This window comes from Cognatundibacterium oligocarboniphilum (assembly GCF_013377855.1).
In the GTDB taxonomy this organism is placed as follows: Bacteria; Pseudomonadota; Gammaproteobacteria; order Burkholderiales; family Burkholderiaceae_D; genus Undibacterium; species Undibacterium oligocarboniphilum.
This window is the reverse complement of record NZ_JABXYJ010000006.1, coordinates 376,531-396,582: the sequence shown is the minus strand read 5'-3', so window position 1 is coordinate 396,582 and position 20,052 is coordinate 376,531. Positions and strand designations below refer to the sequence as shown.

The following is a 20,052-nucleotide window of genomic DNA, read 5'->3' as shown; positions in this document are numbered from 1 at the left end:
AGACACCGGAGCAATAATTGGCAACATCTCCACAACAAGCTAAAAGTGCAGCAAGCGGGTTTCCATGGGGTCGACTCTGGTTCTTGCTGGCAGCACTGGTTGTCTACAGGATTGGTGCGCATGTGCCAGTACCTGGTATCGATCCTGCCGCACTGGCGGACTTATTTAAACAAAACCAAGGCGGTCTTCTGGGGATGTTTAATATGTTCTCCGGTGGAGCGATGTCGCGTTTTGCCGTGTTTGCACTCGGCATTACACCGTACATCTCAGCATCGATTGTCATGCAGTTGCTGTCCATCGTCTCTCCGCAACTGGAGGCGCTGAAAAAAGAAGGTGAATCTGGCAGAAGGAAAATCACGCAATATACGCGTTATGGAACTCTGGCTTTGGCAACAGTGCAGGCGTATTTCATTGCGTTCGGACTGGAAGCACAGCCTGGTCTGGTGATTGACCCTGGTATGGCATTCCGGTTTACGACAGTGGTGACACTGGTGACCGGAACCATGTTTCTGATGTGGTTGGGTGAACAGATTACTGAACGTGGTCTGGGTAATGGTATCTCTATCATTATTTTTGCAGGTATTGCTGCGGGTTTGCCTAATGCACTCGGAGGTATGTTTGAGCTGGTTCGCACCGGCTCAATGCATCCTGCATCCGTATTGCTGATTTGCGTGATTGCCGCGGCGGTGACTTTCATGGTGGTGTTCATCGAACGCGGTCAGCGTAAGATTCTGGTGAATTATGCCAAGCGTCAGGTAGGGAATAAAGTCTATGGCGGGCAAAGTAGTCATTTGCCTTTGAAGCTGAATATGGCAGGCGTGATTCCTCCGATTTTTGCTTCTTCCATTATTTTGTTTCCTGCGACCATCACCAGCTGGTTTGCTAAAGGAGCGGACTCGACGAACGGTGTCATTACCTTTCTGAAGGATCTTGCTGCTTCGATGGCGCCAGGTGAACCGATTCATGCGTTGTTGTATGCAGTTGCCATTGTTTTCTTCTGCTTCTTTTATACCGCATTGGTGTTTAACAGCAAGGAAACCGCTGATAATCTGAAGAAGAGCGGCGCGTTTGTTCCAGGGATTCGTCCTGGCGACCAGACCGCACGCTATATCGACAAGATTCTGATGCGCCTGACACTGGCTGGTGCGGTTTATATTACGCTGGTATGTTTGTTGCCTGAATTTTTGATTGCGAAATGGAAAGTGCCATTTTATTTTGGTGGTACCTCGCTGCTGATTATTGTGGTGGTGACTATGGATTTCATGGCTCAGGTTCAGAACTACGTGATGTCACAGCAGTATGAATCGCTTCTTCGCAAAGCAAATTTCAAAGGCGGTATTCCTTCGCGGTAACAGCCTCAAGGAACTGAGCAGATCGAATGGCAAAAGACGACGTTATACAGATGCAGGGCGAGATTCTTGAGAATCTTCCGAATGCAACATTTCGAGTTAAGTTGGAAAACGGGCATGTTGTACTAGGCCATATTTCCGGGAAGATGCGAATGAACTATATCCGCATTCTTCCAGGTGATAAGGTGACAGTGGAATTGACGCCTTATGATTTGAGCCGGGCGCGAATAGTGTTCCGTACCAAGTAAATTAAAGTGAACAAGAAGGGAAGAGGGCAAAAATGAAAGTTCTCGCATCAGTTAAGCGGATTTGCCGCAACTGCAAAATCATCAAGCGCAAAGGTGTTGTTCGTGTTATCTGCACAGAACCACGCCATAAACAGCGCCAAGGTTAATTAACGTTATTGAACGAGGAATAACGAATGGCACGTATCGCAGGGGTTAATATCCCAAATCATCAACATACCGTAATCGGCTTGACAGCTATCTATGGTATTGGTCGTCCACGTTCACAGAAAATCTGTGAAGCAACGGGTGTTTTGACAACTAAAAAGGTCAAGGATCTGGATGACAACGAACTCGAAAAGCTGCGCGATGAAATCGGTAAGTTCATCGTAGAAGGCGATTTGCGTCGTGAATTGTCCATGAACATCAAGCGTTTGATGGACCTGGGTTGCTATCGCGGCTTGCGTCACCGTAAAGGTTTGCCTGTCCGTGGTCAGCGTACACGCACCAATGCGCGTACACGCAAAGGCCCACGTAAAGCAGCGCAGTCTTTGAAGAAATAATCCAGGCTAGCCCGGATCCAAGGAAAACATTATGGCAAAAGCTCAAAATAACGCAGCAGCAGCACGTGCTCGTAAGAAAGTTAAAAAGAACGTTGCTGAAGGTATCGCTCACGTTCACGCTTCTTTCAACAATACCATCATCACGATCACTGATCGTCAAGGCAATGCTTTGTCTTGGGCAACAGCTGGTGGTGCCGGCTTCAAAGGCTCTCGTAAGTCGACTCCGTTTGCAGCGCAGGTTGCAGCGGAAGCCGCAGGTAAAGTCGCTGTTGAATGCGGTATCAAAAATCTGGAAGTTCGTATCAAGGGCCCAGGCCCAGGCCGCGAGTCTTCTGTGCGCGCACTGAACAACCTGGGCATCAAGATTTCTTTGATCCAGGACGTTACTCCAGTTCCGCATAACGGCTGCCCCCCTCCAAAGCGTCGCCGTATCTAAGCAACGAATGTTGCTGGCATTCTGGCGGAATTTCCGTTAGAATGCAGACCCGCCATTTTGTTGGCGGGTTTTGTGTTGGTAAATTTATTTTGTCTGGAAAATTTCAGACTTTAAGACCACTGTCTGATAGCAGGTAGATCAGACTAGCGCAGTTCTAGCTGCGTCATTGATAAAGGAAAATACTGTGGCACGTTATATCGGACCAAAGGCCAAACTCTCCCGCCGCGAAGGCACAGATCTGTTTCTGAAAAGCGCACGCCGCTCTTTAGATTCCAAATGCAAACTAGATGCAAAGCCAGGTCAGCATGGTCGCACCTCTGGTGCGCGTACCTCTGACTTCGGTAACCAGTTGCGCGAAAAACAAAAAGTCAAGCGTATGTACGGCGTTTTGGAGCGTCAGTTCCGCCGTTATTTCGCTGAAGCTGACCGTCAAAAAGGCAATACCGGCGAAACATTGTTGAAATTGCTGGAATCTCGTCTGGATAACGTCGCTTACCGTATGGGCTTTGGCTCCACACGTGCAGAAGCACGCCAACTGGTCAGCCACAAGGCATTCACCGTTAATGGTCTCGTCGTGAACATCGCTTCTTACCAGGTAAAAGCCGGTGACGTTGTTGCTGTTCGTGAAAAAGCGAAAAAACAAGTGCGTATCGTTGAAGCGCTGTCTCTGGCAGAGCAGTCCGGCATGCCATCCTGGGTTGCTGTTGATGCGAAGAAAATGGAAGGTACTTTCAAGTCCATGCCAGATCGCAGTGACATCGCTCACGACGTCAACGAATCCCTGATCGTTGAATTGTATTCTCGTTAATTTTAAGTTTCACCGCCTGCCTGTATTGCTACAGGCAGGCTTTTTTCTTTAATGCCATCAGCCTTATCGGTGTAACGAACCGAGGGTATTGAAAAGGACATTTCATGCAAACAAATCTGTTGAAACCACGTATTATCGATGTGGAAATGCTCGGCCCTGGTCACGCAAAAGTCGTGATGGAGCCGTTTGAACGCGGTTACGGCCATACTTTGGGCAATGCGTTGCGTCGTGTGTTGTTGTCTACGATGACAGGTTATGCACCAACCGAAGTCACGATCGCCGGCGTTGTGCATGAGTATTCATCCCTCGATGGCGTTCAGGAAGACGTTGTGGACATCCTGCTGAACTTGAAGGGCGTCGTGTTCAAGTTGCACAATCGTGATGAAGTCACGTTGACATTGAAGAAAGATGGCGAAGGCGCTGTGCTGGCATCCGATATCGATCTGCCACATGACGTGGAGCTGATCAACCCGGATCACGTGATTGCCAATCTGACTGCCGGTGGCAAGCTCGATATGCAGATCAAAGTGGAAAAAGGCCGTGGCTATGTGCCAGGTAATGTCCGTCGTTTGTCTGAAGATGCGAACAAAACCATTGGCCGTATGATTCTGGACGCTTCCTTCTCGCCGGTTCGCCGCGTATCTTACGCAGTTGAATCTGCTCGTGTGGAACAGCGTACCGATCTGGACAAGTTGGTCATCAACATCGAAACCAACGGCGTGATCTCTCCAGAGGAAGCGATTCGCCAATCTGCACGGGTGCTGGTCGATCAATTGAACGTGTTCGCTGCACTGGAAGGTACTGAAGCTGCTGCCGAAGCACCATCCCGTGCGCCTGCAGTTGATCCTGTACTGTTGCGTCCGGTCGATGATCTGGAACTGACAGTCCGCTCCGCAAACTGCCTGAAAGCAGAAAACATTTACTACATTGGTGATCTGATCCAGCGTAGCGAAAATGAACTGTTGAAGACGCCAAATCTGGGTCGTAAGTCTTTGAATGAAATCAAAGAAGTGCTGGCATCCCGTGGTCTGTCTCTGGGCATGAAGCTGGAAAACTGGCCACCAGCCGGTCTGGAAAAATAATTTGTACTCCGGGCAGCAATGCTGCTGCCCGGCTTAATAGCAGCACCTACCGGCCCGCACCATCTGGTGATAGAAGAGCTGGAAATTTTTAAACTTGAAAGGAAATACCATGCGTCACCGTCACGGCTTACGTAAGCTGAACCGTACCTCCTCCCATCGTCTGGCAATGTTGCGCAACATGACAGTTTCCCTGCTGCGTCATGAAGCGATCAAAACAACGCTGCCTAAAGCAAAAGAATTGCGCCGCGTTGTCGAGCCGATTCTGACAATGGGTAAAACCGACACGCTGGCTAACAAACGTCTGGCATTTTCCCGTCTGCGCGATCGCGAAATCGTCCAGAAGCTGTTTGCCGAACTGGGCCCACGTTATGCAACCCGCAACGGCGGCTATCTGCGTATCCTGAAAATGGGTTTCCGCGTTGGCGACAATGCACCGATGGCTTTTGTTGAGCTGCTTGATCGTCCTGAAATCACTGACGCAGCCGATGCTCCGGTTGCTGAGTAATTGCAGTATGCTTCAATGAAAAAAAGCCCGGCTGGTCCGGGCTTTTTTTTATTCTGACCCCGTTACAATGGCAGGTATGAAAAATCTCAAAGACAATGGTTTGCTGATACTTTGCAATTGTCCTGACCGCAGCATGGCAGTGCAGCTGGCAAATCAGTTATTGCTGCAAAAACTGGCGGGCTGTGTGAACGTCATGCCAGAAATGCTGTCCATGTATATATGGGAAGGAAAACAAGAGACCGCAACCGAGGTCGCCCTTCAGATCAAGACCGTTCGACATCTGTATGCTGAAGTGGAGCGGCTGATTATTTCAATGCACCCCTATCAGCTTCCCGAAATTATTGCGATTCCAATCGTAGATGGCTTACCCGCTTACCTGCAATGGATCAGAGAACAAACAGGAAATTAATTCTATGCAGCATTCCAACCGGAAGATCAAAGTCTTTTTACCTTACTGGCATTTTGTTTCCGCATTTTGCCGATTCCTATTGATCAGCGCGTGTCTGGTCTGGATGCCGGTCGCTGCCGCGGATGACTTTCTGGATCCTGAAGTCGCGTTCACAGCCGATGCAAAAATGGTCGCCCCTGACAGGGTGGAGGTGAAGCTGCGGGTGGCCGATGGATATTACCTCTATCGTGAGCGCCTGAAATTCACATCGCCGGATGCACAACTTGGCGCACCGGTTTTACCTGCCGGCAAAATCAAATTTGACGAGACCTTTCAAAAGGAAGTTGAAACCTACCGGCATGCGCTGCTTGTCCGGATTCCGGTTCAGGCTAAAGGAGAATTTCATCTGAAAGTGGTACGCCAAGGTTGTGCCGACCAGGGACTGTGCTATCCGCCGCAGGAAAGTGAGTTTGTCTTACAGGCTGGAACTGCTGTCACATCTGCAACTTCTGATGTCATCGGCAATCAGGCTGTTGCGAGTGATGTGAAGCAGGATCCGTCGGCTACAACCGGTTTGCCGGGCAGTGATAGCAGCATCAGCGCCGCGTTAAAAAGCGGGAAATTACTGGTGATTCTGCCTTTGTTTTTTGTGCTGGGGCTGGGCTTGTCGCTGACACCTTGTGTGTTGCCGATGGTGCCGATTCTGTCATTTATCATCGTTGGCGAAGGCGCTGACGTCAGTCGTGTCCGCGCTTTCCTGTTGTCGGTCGCGTATGTGCTGGGCATGTCGCTGGTCTACACCGGAATGGGGGTCGCTGCCGGGCTGGCAGGAGAAGGTCTGGCTGCGACTTTGCAAAATCCCTGGGTGCTGGGCGCATTTTCGCTGTTCATGGTGATACTCGCCATGTCGATGTTTAACCTGTACCAGCTGCAAATGCCCGCCGCGCTGCAAACGCGTCTGACCGCCATCTCTGAAGGCCAGCGCGACAGCCGTCTGGGAAAATTGTTCGGTGTGTTTCTGATGGGCGCTATTTCTGCCCTGATTGTCGGGCCTTGCGTCACCGGCCCGCTGATTGGCGCACTGGTCTATATCAGCCAGACGCGTGATGTGCTGGTCGGCGGTGCAGCAATGTTTGCGATTGCCTTAGGCATGGGTGTTCCGTTATTGTTGCTCGGCTTGTCGGCGGGTAGTTTGCTGCCGCGCGCCGGCATGTGGATGGAAAGCATCAAGCAGTTTTTTGGCGTACTGATGCTGGCAATGGCATTGTGGATGATTTCTCCGGTGATTCCAGTTTGGCTGCAGATGTCGGGCTGGGCTTTGCTGTTGCTGGGATATGCCGCATTTCTGCTGCTGTTTCACCGTGCATCCATGCTCGCTAAAACGGTCGCAGTGCTGTTTGCGGCGCTGGGGCTGACGCAGCTGGTCGGCGTCAGTACCGGTGGGCGTGATGTATACGCGCCGCTTGCGCATCTGCTGGGGACGCAGCAACATGGCGTGACGTTCATGCGGGTACGCAGTGTGGCGGAGCTGGACGCTGCTCTGGCGCAGAATAAAGGCAAAGTCGCGATGCTGGATTTCTATGCCGACTGGTGCGTGTCCTGCAAGGAAATGGAGAAACTGACCTTTACCGATCCGCAAGTCAGGCAGAAGCTGGATACGATGTTGCTGTTGCAGGCAGACGTGACGGCAAATAGTGCGGAAGACAAGGCATTGTTGAAGCGGTTTGGATTATTTGGCCCACCTGGCATTATTTTCTTTGATGCACAGGGTAAAGAGATAACCAGCACCCGCGTCGTCGGTTATCAGAACGCGGAGAAGTTTTTGCAGTCTTTGAGCAAAACCACACCTGCGCACTAATCATATATGGCGCGCCGTGCAAATACGGCTGCGCCAGACTCCTGTCTCTGAACGCTTATATTTCGGATAATATAAGCATTCAACTTCTCTGTTCTTGAATCCTGCGGTTGCGCCGACTATAGTCAAACTCTGTCTTTTCAGGAGATTAATATGACTTTACGTTTAGGCGATATCGCCCCCGATTTTGAGCAGGATTCTTCCGTTGGCAAGCTGAAGTTTCATGAGTGGGCGGGAAATTCCTGGGTGGTGCTGTTTTCGCATCCGGCTGATTTCACGCCCGTCTGCACGACCGAACTTGGTCTGACTGCCAGACTCAAACCGGAATTTGACAAGCGTAACGTGAAGGCGCTTGCCCTGTCGGTAGACGGTACAGATTCCCATCTGCAGTGGATCAAGGATATTGAGGAGACCCAGAAAACCGTGGTTGGCTTTCCTATTATTGCCGATGCAGACCGCAAGGTTGCCACGCTGTTCGACATGATCCACCCGAACCAGTCGGAGACAGTAACCGTCCGTTCCCTGTTTATCATTGATCCGGCAAAAAAAGTTCGCCTGATTATCACTTACCCGCTCAGTACAGGCCGGAATTTTGATGAGGTGCTGCGCGTGATCGATGCCTTGCAACTGACCGATGGTTACACCGTCGCCACGCCGGGCAACTGGAAGGATGGTGATGACGTGATCATTCCTTTATCCGTCAAAGATGAAGACGTGATCCGTGCAAAATACCCGAAAGGCTACCGGGCGCCGAAGCCTTATCTGCGCATCACGCCGCAACCGAATAAGTAAGCGCCCCTGGCTTGTTTCGCATCCCGACATCTTCCGATGGCCGGGATTTTTACTGGGCGCTGACCGGTTTGTTCAGCGGGTTGGCACGATGTGTTCGGCATAGTCGTACAATGCCCCCAGAATTTCTTCGGCACGTTCATCAGCGTCTTCAGACAGCTGGTCGATACGTTCAAAAAACTGCTCTGCGGTGAGTGCATTGCCCGCACCATCATGCAGCCGGCTGGCGCGATGTTCTTCCCACAGCTGGCTTTCTTCTTCCGTCAGCGTGGCCGGAAAATTTCTGGCCCGGTAGCGAAACAGCAGCTCTTCCAGCCGAGTATCCTGAAAACTGGCTGCATGGCGGGCAAGCCGGTCCGGATCGAGGCTGCGCAACTGATTCAGGATTTTCCGGTCTGCCGGACTGATAAAACCGTTATACAGGTCTTCGTCGACATCGCTGGCTGTTGCTGGCGGACGTTCAAAGACGGCTTCCCAGACCGCGCTCATGTCCGGCAGTGCGGCCGCACGCTCGGCGTGCGCCATGATCTCCGGCATGGCAATTCCCCAATGGCCGGCGCGGTCGGGACTGAGGATTTTCAGATTGCTGATGACGATCGGTGACTTGTTGATATGGATGGTTTTCACCGGTAACCGGCTGACACATTCCGGCAAATCGGCAGTTTTGCTGAACATGCGCAGACGAATGTCCTCCACACTCAAGTCGGTCAGCCCGGCAGGGTCATGTTGCAGATCCCAGACGATGATTTCATTTTTATTGACCGGGTGCATCGCCAGCGGCCAGACGACCGCGAGACAACCCCGCTCCGCAGGAAACATGCCGCTGATGTGCAGGAAAGGTTTTTTGAGCGGCCAGCCGATTTCTTCCATGACCCGGTCTTTTTTCCGGAGCGCGAGGCAGAAATCAAATAATCTGGGATTTTTCTCGCGCAGCAGGCGGGCGAGGGCAATGGTAGCGCGCACATCGGATAAGGCATCGTGCGCTGCTTCATGTGTTAAACCGTTAGCTGCACTCAGATGCTCCAGCTTGAAACTTGGCTTACCTTCATCATTCAGCGGCCACTGGATGCCTTCCGGACGCAGGGCGTAGGCAGTGCGCACAACGTCCAGCAAATCCCAGCGGCTGCACTGGTTTTGCCATTCCCGCGCATAGGGATCGATCAGGTTGCGCCAGAACAAAAAGCGGGTCACTTCATCATCGAAACGTATGGTGTTATAGCCGACGCCGATGGTGCCGGACTGCGAAAACAGGGCTTCTATCTGCTGTGCAAAACTATGTTCCGGCACACCCAGTTCGAGGCAGGTTTGCGGCGTGATGCCGGTGATCAGGCAGGATTGCGGATCGGGCAGGAAATCGGGTGCCGGCTGGCAGTACAGCATGATTTCCTCGCCGGTTTCGCGCAGCTCCGCGTCGGTGCGGATGGCGGCAAACTGTGCGGGCCGGTCGCGTCGCGGTACAGCACCGAAAGTTTCATAGTCGTGCCAGAGAAAGCTGTGGTTTGGTGAAGATGTTGTCATTAGCGTCAAAATATACTGGGGAGAGTATCTGTGAAAGTCCAAGCATTACCTGGAGGATAGCCTGCTTTTTATTGATACTCCCTATTTTTGTGAATATCGCTTACGTGCCCGGTCTTCCAGATAGCGTTGGCTGCGGAAGTAAATCAAGAGAAGCAGGACGATGATAGCCATGCTGCCCATAGCGATCCAGAAGCCGGCCGGGTGCTTCAGCAGTGGCATGATCTCAAAGTTCATGCCGAAGATGCCGGTGATCAGCGTCAGCGGCATGAACAAGGCGGTGATGACCGTGAGGGTGCGCATGATTTCGCTGGTTCTGTGCGCCATGGCCGAAAAATGAATCTGCACTGCGGACTCCAGCGCAGCTTCCAGCCGCCGCGCATGGTTCAGAACCCGGCTGATATGTTCCATCACATCATTCGTCCGCACCAGCAGCAAGTCTTTGGCGCGGCCGTGATCGTCGTTGCTGCCGTCGTGGGTATCCACGATATGATCGCGCAATTCCTGCAGCGCATCGTGCTGCTCCTCACACAGGTTATCGAGCTTGCGTAATTCGAGACGCGAATCGAGCAATGCCATCCAGTTGTTGAACGGGCGGCGCGGGTCCAGCAGTGCATGTTGCCAGCGATCCAGTTGCTGCGTTAACGGTTGACGCAGTTCCAGATACTGATCCACCATGGCATTGAGCAGACGCAGCATCAGGTCTGCCGGCGAGGCCGGCAATCTGCTGCCCGCATGCGGACTGGATTCGGCCTTCTGGCGGTGGTGCAATAACTTCTGACGCGCCGTTTCGATGGTGCGGCTTTTCGCATCGCGGACCGTGATCAGTGCGTTGTCCAGCAGGAAAAAGGCAACCGGCTGGGTCACCAGCTTATTTAGCGCTGCCGGGATTTTTCGTTTTTGCTGTTCCGCGTTTTCCGGGGCGACGCTTGTTTCACCATTGAGCGCCAGTTTGCGGAATACCAGCATTTCATAATCATGCGCGTTGTCGAAATACGAAGGATGGCTCAGGTTGAGTGCATCGGCCAGATGCAGATCGTAAAGATGAATGCCGGTAATGCGTTCGACTTCCGCGCGCCATGCTTCCGGATTCGCACCCACGTCATCATGCGTGGTGTTGAGCCAGAGAAACGTGGCCTGCGCTTGCTGGCTGGTTGCCGGATTAAGCAGCACCTGATGATCGGTAATGTGAAAAATATCCATGCGTGCTGTCGTGGAAAATCATGATGCATAGCAGTGTAACGCATTGATTGCCGTGGCAGAGGCATTGTCTGCTGGCGCGTAAAACCCTGACGGAAAAATGTCGGTGAAGTGAAGGGTGTGGTGAAAAACGCAATGATAAGTGAGCGTGATCGTTCCGGTCAGGCCATAAGCAGGCAGCGACTGACCGGAACACCGGACTGCGCCGGATTTAAGCTGGAATTGAGCCGAAATCAGGCATGTTTCAGCAGACGTGCAATGTCGCGTGCAAAATACGTGAGCACGCCGTCAGCGCCGGCGCGTTTGAATGCCAGCATGGCTTCCATCATGGTCTTGTTGTGATCCAGCCAGCCGTTCTGCGCGGCCGCCTTGATCATCGCGTATTCGCCGCTGACCTGATAGGCAAAGGTCGGAACCTTGAACTCATCCTTGACGCGGCGGACGATATCCAGATACGGCATGCCCGGTTTGACCATCACCATGTCGGCGCCTTCAGCCAGATCGAGCGCTACTTCGCGCAGCGCCTCATCGCTGTTGGCCGGATCCATCTGGTAACTTGCTTTGTCGCTTTTTCCGAGGTTCGCCGCTGAGCCGACCGCATCGCGGAACGGACCATAAAATGCAGACGCATATTTCGCCGAATACGCCATGATGCGGGTGTGGATGAAATTATGCGATTCGAGCGCATGGCGGATAGCACCAATGCGGCCATCCATCATGTCGCTGGGCGCCACGATATCGGCACCGGCACGTGCCTGTGTCAGCGCCTGACGTACCAGCATGTCCACTGTCTGATCGTTCAGCACATAGCCATTCGCGTCGAGGATACCGTCTTGCCCATGACTGGTGTACGGATCAAGCGCAACGTCGGTCAGGATGCCGAGTTCCGGAAAGCGGCTCTTGAGCTCGCGGATCGCACGCGGAATCAGACCGTCGGGATTGGTGGCTTCCACACCGTCCGGCGTTTTCAGTGTCGGGCTGATGGCGGGAAATAATGCCATGACCGGGATTCCCAGCGCCACGCATTCTTCTGCCACGCCAAGCAGCAGATCGACCGAAACACGCTCGACACCAGGCATCGAGGCGACTTTCTCCGACTGATTTTTTCCATCGATAACGAAAACCGGATAAATCAGATCGGCGGTGGTAATCGTGTTTTCGCGCATCAGCGCGCGTGAAAACGCATCTTTGCGCATGCGGCGCATACGCACAGCGGGGTATTGAGAAGGTTTCATTGAGGGCATGATGAGTAGAATTTGAGAAAAAATTAAATGAAACTTTTTTTAAGTAGGCACATCTTAAAGCACAGGTAAGGAATGATCTCCGAGCCTACCGCTTCTCCTCCCTGAGCGGGCACCGTTCGTCCCTATTCGAACGGTTGTTATTTCCCCCGGCTGACCGGCCGGGGGCTTTTTATTCCGGTACCACCATATCTTCTCCGTGATCCGGCGAACCAGATGCTTCCGGAGTGACCGGCAGCGGCTGATCGAGCCCCACCAGTTGCTGGACCCTGGTATCGGCTTCTTCTATACCGGTGCGCTTCAGGGCAGAAAACAGCTGTACGCTGTACGGAAACAGCGGACCTTCATCATCGCTGTATTCGGCCAGCACGGCTTTGGCCTGGCGCAAAGCATTGGCGGATTCATTGCGGTTCAGCTTGTCTGCTTTAGTCAGGATGCAGTGCACTGGTTTGCCGGATGGCGCAAACCATTCGAGCATCTGCCGGTCCAGATCGGTGAACGGGCGTCGTGCATCCATCACCAGCACCAGCGCTGCGAGCTGGGTGCGGCGCTGTACATAGGCGCCGAGCAACTGGTTCCAGTGATCTTTGGCAACACCAGGTACTTCAGCGTAGCCATAGCCAGGCAAATCAACCAGCAGGGCGCGAATTTCGTCAACGCGGGTTTCGTCTTTCCGATGCTGGCCGACGTGCGCGCCGCCGATCGAGAAAAAATTAATGTGCTGGGTGCGACCAGGCGTTTTTGATGCAAAACAAAGCTTCTTCTGATTGCATAGTGTATTAATAGCGGTTGATTTTCCGGCGTTAGAACGGCCGGCGAAGGCAATTTCCGGCACATGGGTACGCGGCAGATCACGTAAGTGATTTACCGTGGTAAAAAAGCGGGCTTGCCAAAGGATAGACATAGGGAAAGGAAAAATTGAAAAATGCAACAGTCAGCGGTAAAAACGCCTGAAAGCTATTGTACAATAAGGGGTTAGGTAATGGGCAGCAACAAGCAAGTCCTTTCCTTTGCAGGAAGGTTTCATCGGCTGATGCGTACGGACCAGGCAGCAATGTGTCGCCATCAGGACAGATTTCTCTTATTTAGTCTCAGGGTGTTTGAATGAACCGTGCTTTCTTACCATGTTTGAAGTCCCTCCACGTCGCTGTTCTTGCTGTTTCAGCGATTGCTTCCGCCGCATACGCTAACGAGCCAGCCAAAACTGCAAAGGCCGATCCTGCAAAAGGCGAAGCTTTGTTCACCAACGGTGACGCGGCACGCGGTATTGTTGCCTGCGCTTCCTGCCACGGCGCTGCCGGTAACTCGACCATCACGGTAAATCCTAAACTGTCAGCACAGCACGAGGCTTACATTACCAAGCAACTTCAGGACTTTACTGGCGCAGACCGCAACAATCCTGTCATGACAACCTTCGCCAAGGCAATGACACCGGAAGACATGAAAAACCTCGCAGCCTATCTGTCTGCGCAACAGTCCAAGCCAGGTGCTGCGAAAAATAAAGACATCGTTGAACTTGGCAAGCAGATTTACCGCGGTGGTATCGCAGAAAAGAATGTTCCGGCCTGCGCCGGCTGCCACAGTCCGAATGGCGCAGGCATTCCTGCCCAGTTCCCGCGCATCGCCGGCCAGCACCAGGATTACACGATTGCCCAGCTGACCAATTTCCGTACCGGTGCACGTAAAAACAGCGCCCAGATGGTCACTATTTCCAAGAAAATGTCTGACGACGAAATGAAGGCAGTGGCTGATTACGTGGCTGGCCTGAAGTAATTCCGACGCAGTTGTAAAAACAGGGAGGGGGTGGCGTAATGCCATCCCCTTTTTTTCAGATTCAGGGCTGGCGCACATTTTGGTGTTGTTGTCGCAGCTTATTGCACAGGTTGTGCTATTTGCAGCATATCGCCTGAGTGGAGCAAACTTGCGTCAATCCAGAGATTTTTCAAGATAGTATGGAATACAAGACAGACCAAAATGAAGCGGTGACAGATACGCGTGGCATCCAGCTCAGTACACGCCGCACCTGGCTGGCCGACGCAGTGGAGCTGTTATCGTCGATGCGCTTTGCCATCAGTTTGCTGACTCTGATTGCGATTGCTTCCGTGATCGGAACCGTACTGAAGCAAAATGAGCCGATGCCGAATTATGTGAATCAGTTCGGGCCGTTCTGGTTTGAAATTTTCAATCGCTTCAGCCTGTACACGGTGTATTCGGCATGGTGGTTTTTGCTGATTATGGGGTTTCTGGTGTTGTCCACCAGCCTTTGCCTGATTCGCAATACACCAAAAATGTTGAAGGACATGCGTAGCTGGCGCGAGCATGTGCGTGAACAGTCGCTGCGAAATTTCGGCCATAAGGCGGAATGGCACAGCACGGTGACACGCTCCTCCCTGCTCGCGGCGATCGGTCATCATCTGAACCGTACCGGTTATCAGTGGAAAACGGTGGACAAGGACGGTGCCACGCTGCTCGTCGCCAAAAAAGGCGCTGGTAACAAATGGGGCTATATCTTTGCGCACGCAGCCATCGTGATTATTTGCGTCGGCGGTTTGATCGACTCTGATTTGCCGATACGGTTTCAAATGTGGTTCATGGGCAAAGTTCCGTTTGACGGCAATGGCATCATCGCGAAAATTCCTCAGCAGCATCGCCTGCCATTGTCGAATCCTGCATTTCGCGGTAATACCATGATTCCGGAAGGCGCCAGCAGCAACACAGCGATTATTCCGCAACAGACCGGCGTGCTGATTCAGGATCTGCCGTTCACCATCCGGCTCAAGAAATTCACCATCGATTTTTACAGCAGCGGCATGCCGAAGCTGTTTGCCAGCGATGTGGAAGTCACTGACCATGAAACGGGGAAAATGTTTTCCTCGACCATCAAGGTCAATCAACCGCTGATTTATAAAGGTATTGCCGTTTATCAGTCGAGTTTTGAGGATGGCGGCAGCCGTCTGCAGCTGGCGGGATATCCGATGCGCGGCAATAGTCTCCAGACTTTCCCGCTGAAAGCGGAAGTGGGCGGCAGCACACCATTGGCCGCAATGGCCGGCGACAATGAATACACGATTGAATGGTCGGGTTTCCGTCCGTTTAATGTCGAAAACATGGCGCGTAACGGCTCCGATGTGCGTGCAGTGGATGCTAACAAGACCTTCAATGAAAAATTCAGCGCCGATCTGAACCGGCACCTGGGGTCTGCTGCTAAAAATGCGAATAATAAAGACCTCAAAAATGTCGGTCCCAGCGTGCAGTATAAGTTACGTGACAAGACTGGGCAGGCCAGGGAATTCAACAATTACATGCAACCGGTACTGGTGGACGGCGATTACATGTTCCTTGCCGGAACCAGGGATTCTCCGGCAGACAGTTTCCGTTATTTGCGGATTCCGGCGGATGACAATGATTCAGTCGTCGAATGGATGCGCTTGCGCGCCGCGATGAGCGACCCGCTGCTGCGTGAGCAGGCAGCGACCCGTTATGCCCGCCGCGCTTTGCCTGCCAGCATGGCGAATGCACAACAGCTGCAGTCGCAACTGGCAGAGTCCGCCCGGAAAAGCCTCACCATCTTTGCCGGCGATCACCAGCAGGCCGGGTTCGTGGCGATCTCTCGTTTTCTGGAACAGATTCCGGCAGCCGAGCAGGGTAAGGCTGCCGATGTGTTCATGAAGATTCTGAATGGCAGCCTGTGGGATTTATGGATGCTGGCGCGTGAAAAGGAACAGTTGCCGCCGCTGGAGCTGACTGAAAAGCATGCGCATTTCCTGCAACTGGCGACAACGGCGATGTCGGATGCCTTTTTTTATGGCGCGCCGGTCTATCTGCAACTCCGGCAGTTTGAAGAAGTCAAAGCCTCTGTGCTGCAGGTAACGCGTTCTCCCGGAAAAAATGTCGTGTATCTGGGTTGCCTGTTCCTGGTGCTCGGCGTGTTTGCTATGTTCTATATCCGGGAACGGCGCTGTTGGATCTGGCTCAAGGATGATGGCGCGGGGACCGCTATACTGATGGCGCTGAGTTCGCAGAGAAAAACGCTGGATTTTGAAAAAGAATTTACGCAGTTGAGCACCGAGCTGACGCATATCGCGCAGTCCGGAGCGGCAAGTTAGAAACAGGGCAACATGCTGACCCGGTATCGGCTACACTGCATGCGGCACGGTGGCTGCGACGGGATTGAGGAATCATGATGGAAATTACACAACATTACACACCCTATCAGGGTTTTTTCAAACGCTTGGAGATTCTGGACTGGCTGTATGCCTTTGCGCTCAGTCTGGCGTCGCTGTTTGCCCTGAATCGTTTCGGTGCTTACATGGATGGTTACGAAAAAGCTATCCTGCTGCTGGCAGCGCCTGTATTTGCCTGGCTGGGATGGCACTGGAAACCGGTAAGGCCGCTGATGCTGCTGTTGGCCGTGCTGAGTTTATCGACCATTTACCTGTATGGCGGCAATCTCGAAACGGGTAACCAGAAATTTTTACTGAAGTATCTGCTGTCGAGCCAGTCCGCCATTTTGTGGATGAGTACCCTGTTTTTTTTATCCACCCTGTTTTACTGGGGAGGGCTGATAACCCGCTCCGACTTTGGCGCTTCGGTCGGCTCGGTATTGTGCTGGGCTGCGGTGGTGATGGGTTTTACCGGCATGCTGGTGCGCTGGTATGAGTCGTATCTGGTTGGTGCAGACATTGGTCATATTCCGGTTTCCAATCTGTATGAAGTCTTTATCCTGTTTTCGCTGATTACTGCCCTGTTTTACTTGTACTACGAGCAGCAATATGCCACGCGTCAGCTCGGGGCATTTGTGTTGCTGGTGATCTCGGCAGCGGTTGGCTTTTTGCTGTGGTACACCGTCAGCCGCGATGCCGCAGAAATTCAGCCGCTGGTGCCTGCCCTGCAAAGTTGGTGGATGAAAATCCATGTACCGGCCAATTTCATCGGCTACGGCACGTTTGCGCTGGCAGCGATGGTGGCGCTGGCGTATTTGCTGAAATCCAAAGCTTACCTGGCAGACCGTCTGCCGGCGCTGGAAGTGCTGGATGATGTGATGTATAAAGCGATTGCCGTCGGCTTTGCCTTTTTTACGATTGCGACCATTCTGGGTGCGTTGTGGGCTGCCGATGCCTGGGGTGGTTACTGGTCGTGGGACCCGAAAGAAACCTGGGCTCTGATCGTCTGGCTGAATTACGCTGCCTGGCTGCACATGCGCCTGATGAAAGGTCTGCGCGGACAGGTGGCCGCCTGGTGGGCGCTGGTGGGTTTGTTGGTGACCACGTTTGCTTTCCTCGGTGTAAATATGTTTTTGTCCGGTCTGCATTCCTACGGAGCGCTGTAAGACCTGGCTGTTATCTGCTGTCTGACGACGCCCATGCCTCAGCCGATGTTTTAAATGTTTTCTTTGCGCTTTTTTGTAAGCGTCAGCAGAAATTTCCGACTCATGAGAAACTAAGCGCCATGTCCGCAGTCTGAATAAGACCACGGACATGGCTGATGTTTCATACAAGGAGTCCATCATGCTGATCAGAATCAACTCGTACGGCGATACGCCGACCCCTGCTTCCGAAATTACTCCACGTGCTGTCTTTGAATCCCGCCGGGAGTTCATCCGCCAGCTTGCCGTCGGTTCGATTGCGGGCGGCACTTTGCTGGAAATGGCCAGCCGGGAAGCGTTTGCACAATCAGGCGCAGCACAAAAACTGGTCTCCGCCATGAATCCGGCTTATGCGCTGATGGAGAAAAAAACAGCGTACAAAGATGCCACAACCTACAACAATTTTTACGAGTTCGGTACCGACAAGGCCGATCCGGCTCAGACGGCAGGTTCGCTGAAAACCCGTCCGTGGACGATCACGATTGACGGCGAAGTCAAAAAGCCACTGACGCTGGACCTGGATGCCCTGCTGAAACTGGCACCGCTCGAAGAGCGCATCTACCGCCTGCGTTGTGTCGAAGGCTGGTCGATGGTGATTCCGTGGATCGGTTATTCCCTGTCTGCGCTGCTGAAAAAAATCGAGCCTACCGGCAATGCGCGTTATGTGGAATTCACTACGCTCGACGACAAGAAACAGATGCCAGGTCTGCACAGCCCGGTGCTGGACTGGCCGTATGTCGAAGGCTTGCGGTTGGATGAAGCCAATCATCCGCTGACCTTGCTGACGTTGGGCATGTATGGCGAGGTGCTGCCGAACCAGAACGGCGCACCGGTACGGATTGCTGTGCCGTGGAAATACGGTTTTAAATCCGCCAAATCGATTGTCCGTATCCGCCTGACCAGAGATCAGCCACGCACCGCCTGGAATAACGCGGCACCGCATGAATACGGCTTTTATTCGAATGTGAATCCTCAGGTGGATCATCCGCGCTGGTCGCAGGCCAGCGAACGGCGGATTGGTGAAGATGGCTTGTTCACGCGTAAACGCAAAACCCTGATGTTCAACGGTTACAGCGAAGTCGCATCGCTCTACAGCGGCATGGATCTAAAAAAATTTTTCTGAACAAGCGATGACACCTGACCGCCTGCAAATTACCCGCATCAAACAGATTTTGTTTGTATGCGCCCTGATCCCATTTTTACGCCTGCTGGGTTTTGCCCTGACCGACCGGCTCGGCGCCAATCCATTGGAATTTATCTCGCGCAATACCGGTGACTGGACTTTGTATTTCCTGTCCATCACGCTCGCGATCACGCCCCTGCGCCGCTTGCTGCATGTTGGCTGGATTGTGCAATTGCGCCGGACGCTGGGATTGTTCGGTTTTTTTTATGCCAGCCTGCATTTCCTGACTTTTTTATGGTTCGACCATTTTTTTGATCTTGAGGAAATGTGGAAAGACGTCTTGAAGCGCCCGTTTATCACGGTCGGCTTCGCTGCGTTTGTCTGCCTGTTGCCGCTGGCTCTGACCAGTACCAACCGCATGATGAAGCGGCTTGGCCGGCATTGGCAGACCGTACATCGTTTGATTTACGGTATTCTTCCGCTAGGCGTGCTGCATTATTACTGGATGAAGGCGGGCAAGCATGATTTGTCTCAGCCTTTACTGTTCGCCCTGCTGATTTCGGTGTTGCTGGCGCTGCGTCTCTGGTGGCGCTGGTCGGGCCGGCGTGCTGCCAGCGCCGTATCCTGAACCCGGATTTTTTGCACGGCTGACGTCGGGCATGTGTCTTTGCGTCTGATTTTTTTTCGCGGCATAATGCTCGCCATAAAATAATCAGAGCAGATGCGAGACAACCATGTCGAATTATCAATTACAACAGCAGCAGATGCAGACCATGACACAGCGCTGGGCGCTGCGGATGTTGCGTCTGCTGGGCTGGAACGTCAATTACAAACCATTGCCCGGCCCCAGAGGGGTCATCATTGTGTATCCGCATACCTCGAACTGGGATTTCATGGTCGGCGTACTGGCGAAACTGGCAATCGGAATGCCATTTTATTTTATTGCCAAGTCGTCTTTATTTGAGGGTGTGACCGGCGCCACGATTGGCCGGCTGGTGCGTTATCTGGGTGGAGAGCCGGTAGAGCGCGGCGTTTCGACCGGCGCGATCAGCCGTCTGGCTGACAAAATGCATGCCGCGGACTGGTACTGGATGGCGTTGGCGCCGGAAGGCAGCCGTAGTCTGAAGCCTTACTGGCGCAGCGGTTTTTATCATATTGCCGTGGCGGCGAACGTACCTTTGGGCTGCGCTTATTTTGATTTCCGCAAACGCGAAGTCAGCCTGGTGGATTATCTGGATCTGTCCGGCGATACCCAGCAAGACATGCAGCATATCCGCGATATCTACCGGGATGTGCAGGGATGCCGCCCGCAATTGGCCAGCCCGATTCAGTTGCGCACGGATGAGGAAGTAAAAAACTGAAAAAGTTGGGGGTATCCTGAAAAAAACGACCTGACGCCCACGTAAAACAAGGGGTTTTATCAATACTCCCCCCTGAGTATTATTTTATCGTGGACAAAGTCTGTGAGGCCGGTTTGTTTGGCAGATACAGCGGCGCTTTCTGGCCGCAGGCAGAGAGCACGCAGAGCAGCAGCAGCGTGGAAATCAGGGTACGTAGTGGGGATCGCATCTTGGATTTATATAACACCGTTTAAAATGACGGTTTCAAT

Annotated in this window: 22 protein-coding genes; 17 read left to right on the top strand and 5 right to left on the bottom strand. The window is 52.8% G+C overall.

Annotated elements, in window-relative coordinates; translation table 11 throughout:
• Nucleotides 1-17 precede the first annotated feature (17 nt).
• From secY to HV832_RS12985, 11 genes are all read left to right on the top strand, one after another.
• Entirely contained in the window at nt 18-1,352 is a 1,335-nt protein-coding gene (gene secY, locus HV832_RS13035) for a preprotein translocase subunit SecY (RefSeq protein ID WP_176804268.1), read from the top strand.
• A 26-nt stretch (nt 1,353-1,378) separates the two neighbouring features.
• The gene (gene infA, locus HV832_RS13030) at nt 1,379-1,597 is read left to right on the top strand and encodes a translation initiation factor IF-1 (protein ID WP_005663428.1); all 219 of its coding nucleotides are present in this window, start codon (nt 1,379-1,381) and stop codon (nt 1,595-1,597) included.
• Between the two features lie 32 nt (nt 1,598-1,629).
• Complete coding sequence (gene rpmJ / locus HV832_RS13025) at nt 1,630-1,743, top strand: 50S ribosomal protein L36 (RefSeq protein ID WP_014004415.1); 114 nt, start codon at nt 1,630-1,632, stop codon at nt 1,741-1,743.
• A gap of 27 nt (nt 1,744-1,770) precedes the next feature.
• Entirely contained in the window at nt 1,771-2,136 is a 366-nt protein-coding gene (rpsM, locus tag HV832_RS13020) for a 30S ribosomal protein S13 (RefSeq protein ID WP_176804267.1), read from the top strand.
• Nucleotides 2,137-2,167: 31 nt separating this feature from the next.
• Nucleotides 2,168-2,572: a 30S ribosomal protein S11 gene (gene rpsK / locus HV832_RS13015; protein WP_176804266.1), complete on the top strand. Its 405-nt coding sequence runs from the start codon at nt 2,168-2,170 to the stop codon at nt 2,570-2,572.
• A 184-nt stretch (nt 2,573-2,756) separates the two neighbouring features.
• Nucleotides 2,757-3,380, top strand: a complete 624-nt coding sequence (gene rpsD, locus HV832_RS13010) for a 30S ribosomal protein S4 (protein ID WP_176804265.1) — start codon at nt 2,757-2,759, stop codon at nt 3,378-3,380.
• 104 nt (nt 3,381-3,484) lie between these two features.
• Nucleotides 3,485-4,462, top strand: coding sequence for a DNA-directed RNA polymerase subunit alpha (locus tag HV832_RS13005; protein WP_176804264.1), 978 nt, complete (start codon nt 3,485-3,487; stop codon nt 4,460-4,462).
• A 109-nt stretch (nt 4,463-4,571) separates the two neighbouring features.
• A complete protein-coding gene (rplQ, locus tag HV832_RS13000) occupies nt 4,572-4,967 on the top strand; it encodes a 50S ribosomal protein L17 (RefSeq protein ID WP_176804263.1) in 396 nt (131 codons plus the stop codon).
• A gap of 76 nt (nt 4,968-5,043) precedes the next feature.
• Nucleotides 5,044-5,376: a divalent-cation tolerance protein CutA gene (gene cutA, locus HV832_RS12995; protein ID WP_176804262.1), complete on the top strand. Its 333-nt coding sequence runs from the start codon at nt 5,044-5,046 to the stop codon at nt 5,374-5,376.
• 4 nt (nt 5,377-5,380) lie between these two features.
• Complete coding sequence (gene dsbD, locus HV832_RS12990) at nt 5,381-7,213, top strand: protein-disulfide reductase DsbD (protein WP_176804261.1); 1,833 nt, start codon at nt 5,381-5,383, stop codon at nt 7,211-7,213.
• Nucleotides 7,214-7,363: 150 nt separating this feature from the next.
• The gene (locus tag HV832_RS12985) at nt 7,364-8,002 is read left to right on the top strand and encodes a peroxiredoxin (protein ID WP_176804260.1); all 639 of its coding nucleotides are present in this window, start codon (nt 7,364-7,366) and stop codon (nt 8,000-8,002) included.
• A 72-nt stretch (nt 8,003-8,074) separates the two neighbouring features.
• Here the strand turns inward: HV832_RS12985 and sbcB are convergent, their stop codons facing one another.
• The 4 genes from sbcB to yihA all read right to left on the bottom strand — a co-directional run bounded on the left by sbcB (nt 8,075) and on the right by yihA (nt 12,859).
• Entirely contained in the window at nt 8,075-9,517 is a 1,443-nt protein-coding gene (gene sbcB, locus HV832_RS12980; protein WP_176804259.1) for an exodeoxyribonuclease I, read from the bottom strand.
• Between the two features lie 81 nt (nt 9,518-9,598).
• Nucleotides 9,599-10,717: a magnesium transporter CorA family protein gene (locus HV832_RS12975; protein ID WP_176804258.1), complete on the bottom strand. Its 1,119-nt coding sequence runs from the start codon at nt 10,715-10,717 to the stop codon at nt 9,599-9,601.
• Nucleotides 10,718-10,947: 230 nt separating this feature from the next.
• Nucleotides 10,948-11,949: a porphobilinogen synthase gene (hemB, locus tag HV832_RS12970; RefSeq protein WP_399310739.1), complete on the bottom strand. Its 1,002-nt coding sequence runs from the start codon at nt 11,947-11,949 to the stop codon at nt 10,948-10,950.
• Nucleotides 11,950-12,127: 178 nt separating this feature from the next.
• Nucleotides 12,128-12,859 (bottom strand): ribosome biogenesis GTP-binding protein YihA/YsxC, encoded by a 732-nt coding sequence (gene yihA / locus HV832_RS12965; RefSeq protein WP_176804256.1) that lies wholly within the window; start codon nt 12,857-12,859, stop codon nt 12,128-12,130.
• Between the two features lie 200 nt (nt 12,860-13,059).
• Between yihA and HV832_RS12960 the strand changes: the two genes are divergently transcribed.
• From HV832_RS12960 to HV832_RS12935, 6 genes are all read left to right on the top strand, one after another.
• Nucleotides 13,060-13,728, top strand: a complete 669-nt coding sequence (locus HV832_RS12960) for a c-type cytochrome (RefSeq protein WP_176804255.1) — start codon at nt 13,060-13,062, stop codon at nt 13,726-13,728.
• 179 nt (nt 13,729-13,907) lie between these two features.
• The gene (locus HV832_RS12955; RefSeq protein ID WP_176804254.1) at nt 13,908-16,061 is read left to right on the top strand and encodes a cytochrome c biogenesis protein ResB; all 2,154 of its coding nucleotides are present in this window, start codon (nt 13,908-13,910) and stop codon (nt 16,059-16,061) included.
• Nucleotides 16,062-16,135: 74 nt separating this feature from the next.
• Nucleotides 16,136-17,284, top strand: a complete 1,149-nt coding sequence (gene ccsB / locus HV832_RS12950) for a c-type cytochrome biogenesis protein CcsB (RefSeq protein WP_399310742.1) — start codon at nt 16,136-16,138, stop codon at nt 17,282-17,284.
• Between the two features lie 178 nt (nt 17,285-17,462).
• Nucleotides 17,463-18,443 (top strand): protein-methionine-sulfoxide reductase catalytic subunit MsrP, encoded by a 981-nt coding sequence (msrP, locus tag HV832_RS12945; RefSeq protein WP_176804253.1) that lies wholly within the window; start codon nt 17,463-17,465, stop codon nt 18,441-18,443.
• A 7-nt stretch (nt 18,444-18,450) separates the two neighbouring features.
• Nucleotides 18,451-19,071, top strand: a complete 621-nt coding sequence (locus HV832_RS12940; RefSeq protein ID WP_176804252.1) for a protein-methionine-sulfoxide reductase heme-binding subunit MsrQ — start codon at nt 18,451-18,453, stop codon at nt 19,069-19,071.
• A gap of 106 nt (nt 19,072-19,177) precedes the next feature.
• Nucleotides 19,178-19,804 (top strand): 1-acyl-sn-glycerol-3-phosphate acyltransferase, encoded by a 627-nt coding sequence (locus HV832_RS12935; protein ID WP_176804251.1) that lies wholly within the window; start codon nt 19,178-19,180, stop codon nt 19,802-19,804.
• A gap of 79 nt (nt 19,805-19,883) precedes the next feature.
• Here the strand turns inward: HV832_RS12935 and lptM are convergent, their stop codons facing one another.
• The gene (gene lptM / locus HV832_RS17600) at nt 19,884-20,012 is read right to left on the bottom strand and encodes an LPS translocon maturation chaperone LptM (RefSeq protein WP_223827266.1); all 129 of its coding nucleotides are present in this window, start codon (nt 20,010-20,012) and stop codon (nt 19,884-19,886) included.
• Nucleotides 20,013-20,052 lie beyond the last annotated feature (40 nt).

What these genes read in the sequence shown, in the direction of transcription:
- infA (WP_005663428.1), top strand. Translation starts at nt 1,379, where the DNA reads ATGGCAAAAGACGACGTTATACAGATGCAGGGCGAGATTCTTGAGAAT.
- rpmJ (WP_014004415.1), top strand. Translation starts at nt 1,630, where the DNA reads ATGAAAGTTCTCGCATCAGTTAAGCGGATTTGCCGCAACTGCAAAATC.
- rpsM (WP_176804267.1), top strand. Translation starts at nt 1,771, where the DNA reads ATGGCACGTATCGCAGGGGTTAATATCCCAAATCATCAACATACCGTA.
- rpsK (WP_176804266.1), top strand. Translation starts at nt 2,168, where the DNA reads ATGGCAAAAGCTCAAAATAACGCAGCAGCAGCACGTGCTCGTAAGAAA.
- HV832_RS13005 (WP_176804264.1), top strand. Translation starts at nt 3,485, where the DNA reads ATGCAAACAAATCTGTTGAAACCACGTATTATCGATGTGGAAATGCTC.
- rplQ (WP_176804263.1), top strand. Translation starts at nt 4,572, where the DNA reads ATGCGTCACCGTCACGGCTTACGTAAGCTGAACCGTACCTCCTCCCAT.
- cutA (WP_176804262.1), top strand. Translation starts at nt 5,044, where the DNA reads ATGAAAAATCTCAAAGACAATGGTTTGCTGATACTTTGCAATTGTCCT.
- dsbD (WP_176804261.1), top strand. Translation starts at nt 5,381, where the DNA reads ATGCAGCATTCCAACCGGAAGATCAAAGTCTTTTTACCTTACTGGCAT.
- HV832_RS12985 (WP_176804260.1), top strand. Translation starts at nt 7,364, where the DNA reads ATGACTTTACGTTTAGGCGATATCGCCCCCGATTTTGAGCAGGATTCT.
- sbcB (WP_176804259.1), bottom strand. Translation starts at nt 9,517, where the DNA reads ATGACAACATCTTCACCAAACCACAGCTTTCTCTGGCACGACTATGAA.
- HV832_RS12975 (WP_176804258.1), bottom strand. Translation starts at nt 10,717, where the DNA reads ATGGATATTTTTCACATTACCGATCATCAGGTGCTGCTTAATCCGGCA.
- hemB (WP_399310739.1), bottom strand. Translation starts at nt 11,949, where the DNA reads ATGAAACCTTCTCAATACCCCGCTGTGCGTATGCGCCGCATGCGCAAA.
- yihA (WP_176804256.1), bottom strand. Translation starts at nt 12,859, where the DNA reads ATGTCTATCCTTTGGCAAGCCCGCTTTTTTACCACGGTAAATCACTTA.
- HV832_RS12960 (WP_176804255.1), top strand. Translation starts at nt 13,060, where the DNA reads ATGAACCGTGCTTTCTTACCATGTTTGAAGTCCCTCCACGTCGCTGTT.
- HV832_RS12955 (WP_176804254.1), top strand. Translation starts at nt 13,908, where the DNA reads ATGGAATACAAGACAGACCAAAATGAAGCGGTGACAGATACGCGTGGC.
- ccsB (WP_399310742.1), top strand. Translation starts at nt 16,136, where the DNA reads ATGATGGAAATTACACAACATTACACACCCTATCAGGGTTTTTTCAAA.
- msrP (WP_176804253.1), top strand. Translation starts at nt 17,463, where the DNA reads ATGCTGATCAGAATCAACTCGTACGGCGATACGCCGACCCCTGCTTCC.
- HV832_RS12940 (WP_176804252.1), top strand. Translation starts at nt 18,451, where the DNA reads ATGACACCTGACCGCCTGCAAATTACCCGCATCAAACAGATTTTGTTT.
- HV832_RS12935 (WP_176804251.1), top strand. Translation starts at nt 19,178, where the DNA reads ATGTCGAATTATCAATTACAACAGCAGCAGATGCAGACCATGACACAG.
- lptM (WP_223827266.1), bottom strand. Translation starts at nt 20,012, where the DNA reads ATGCGATCCCCACTACGTACCCTGATTTCCACGCTGCTGCTGCTCTGC.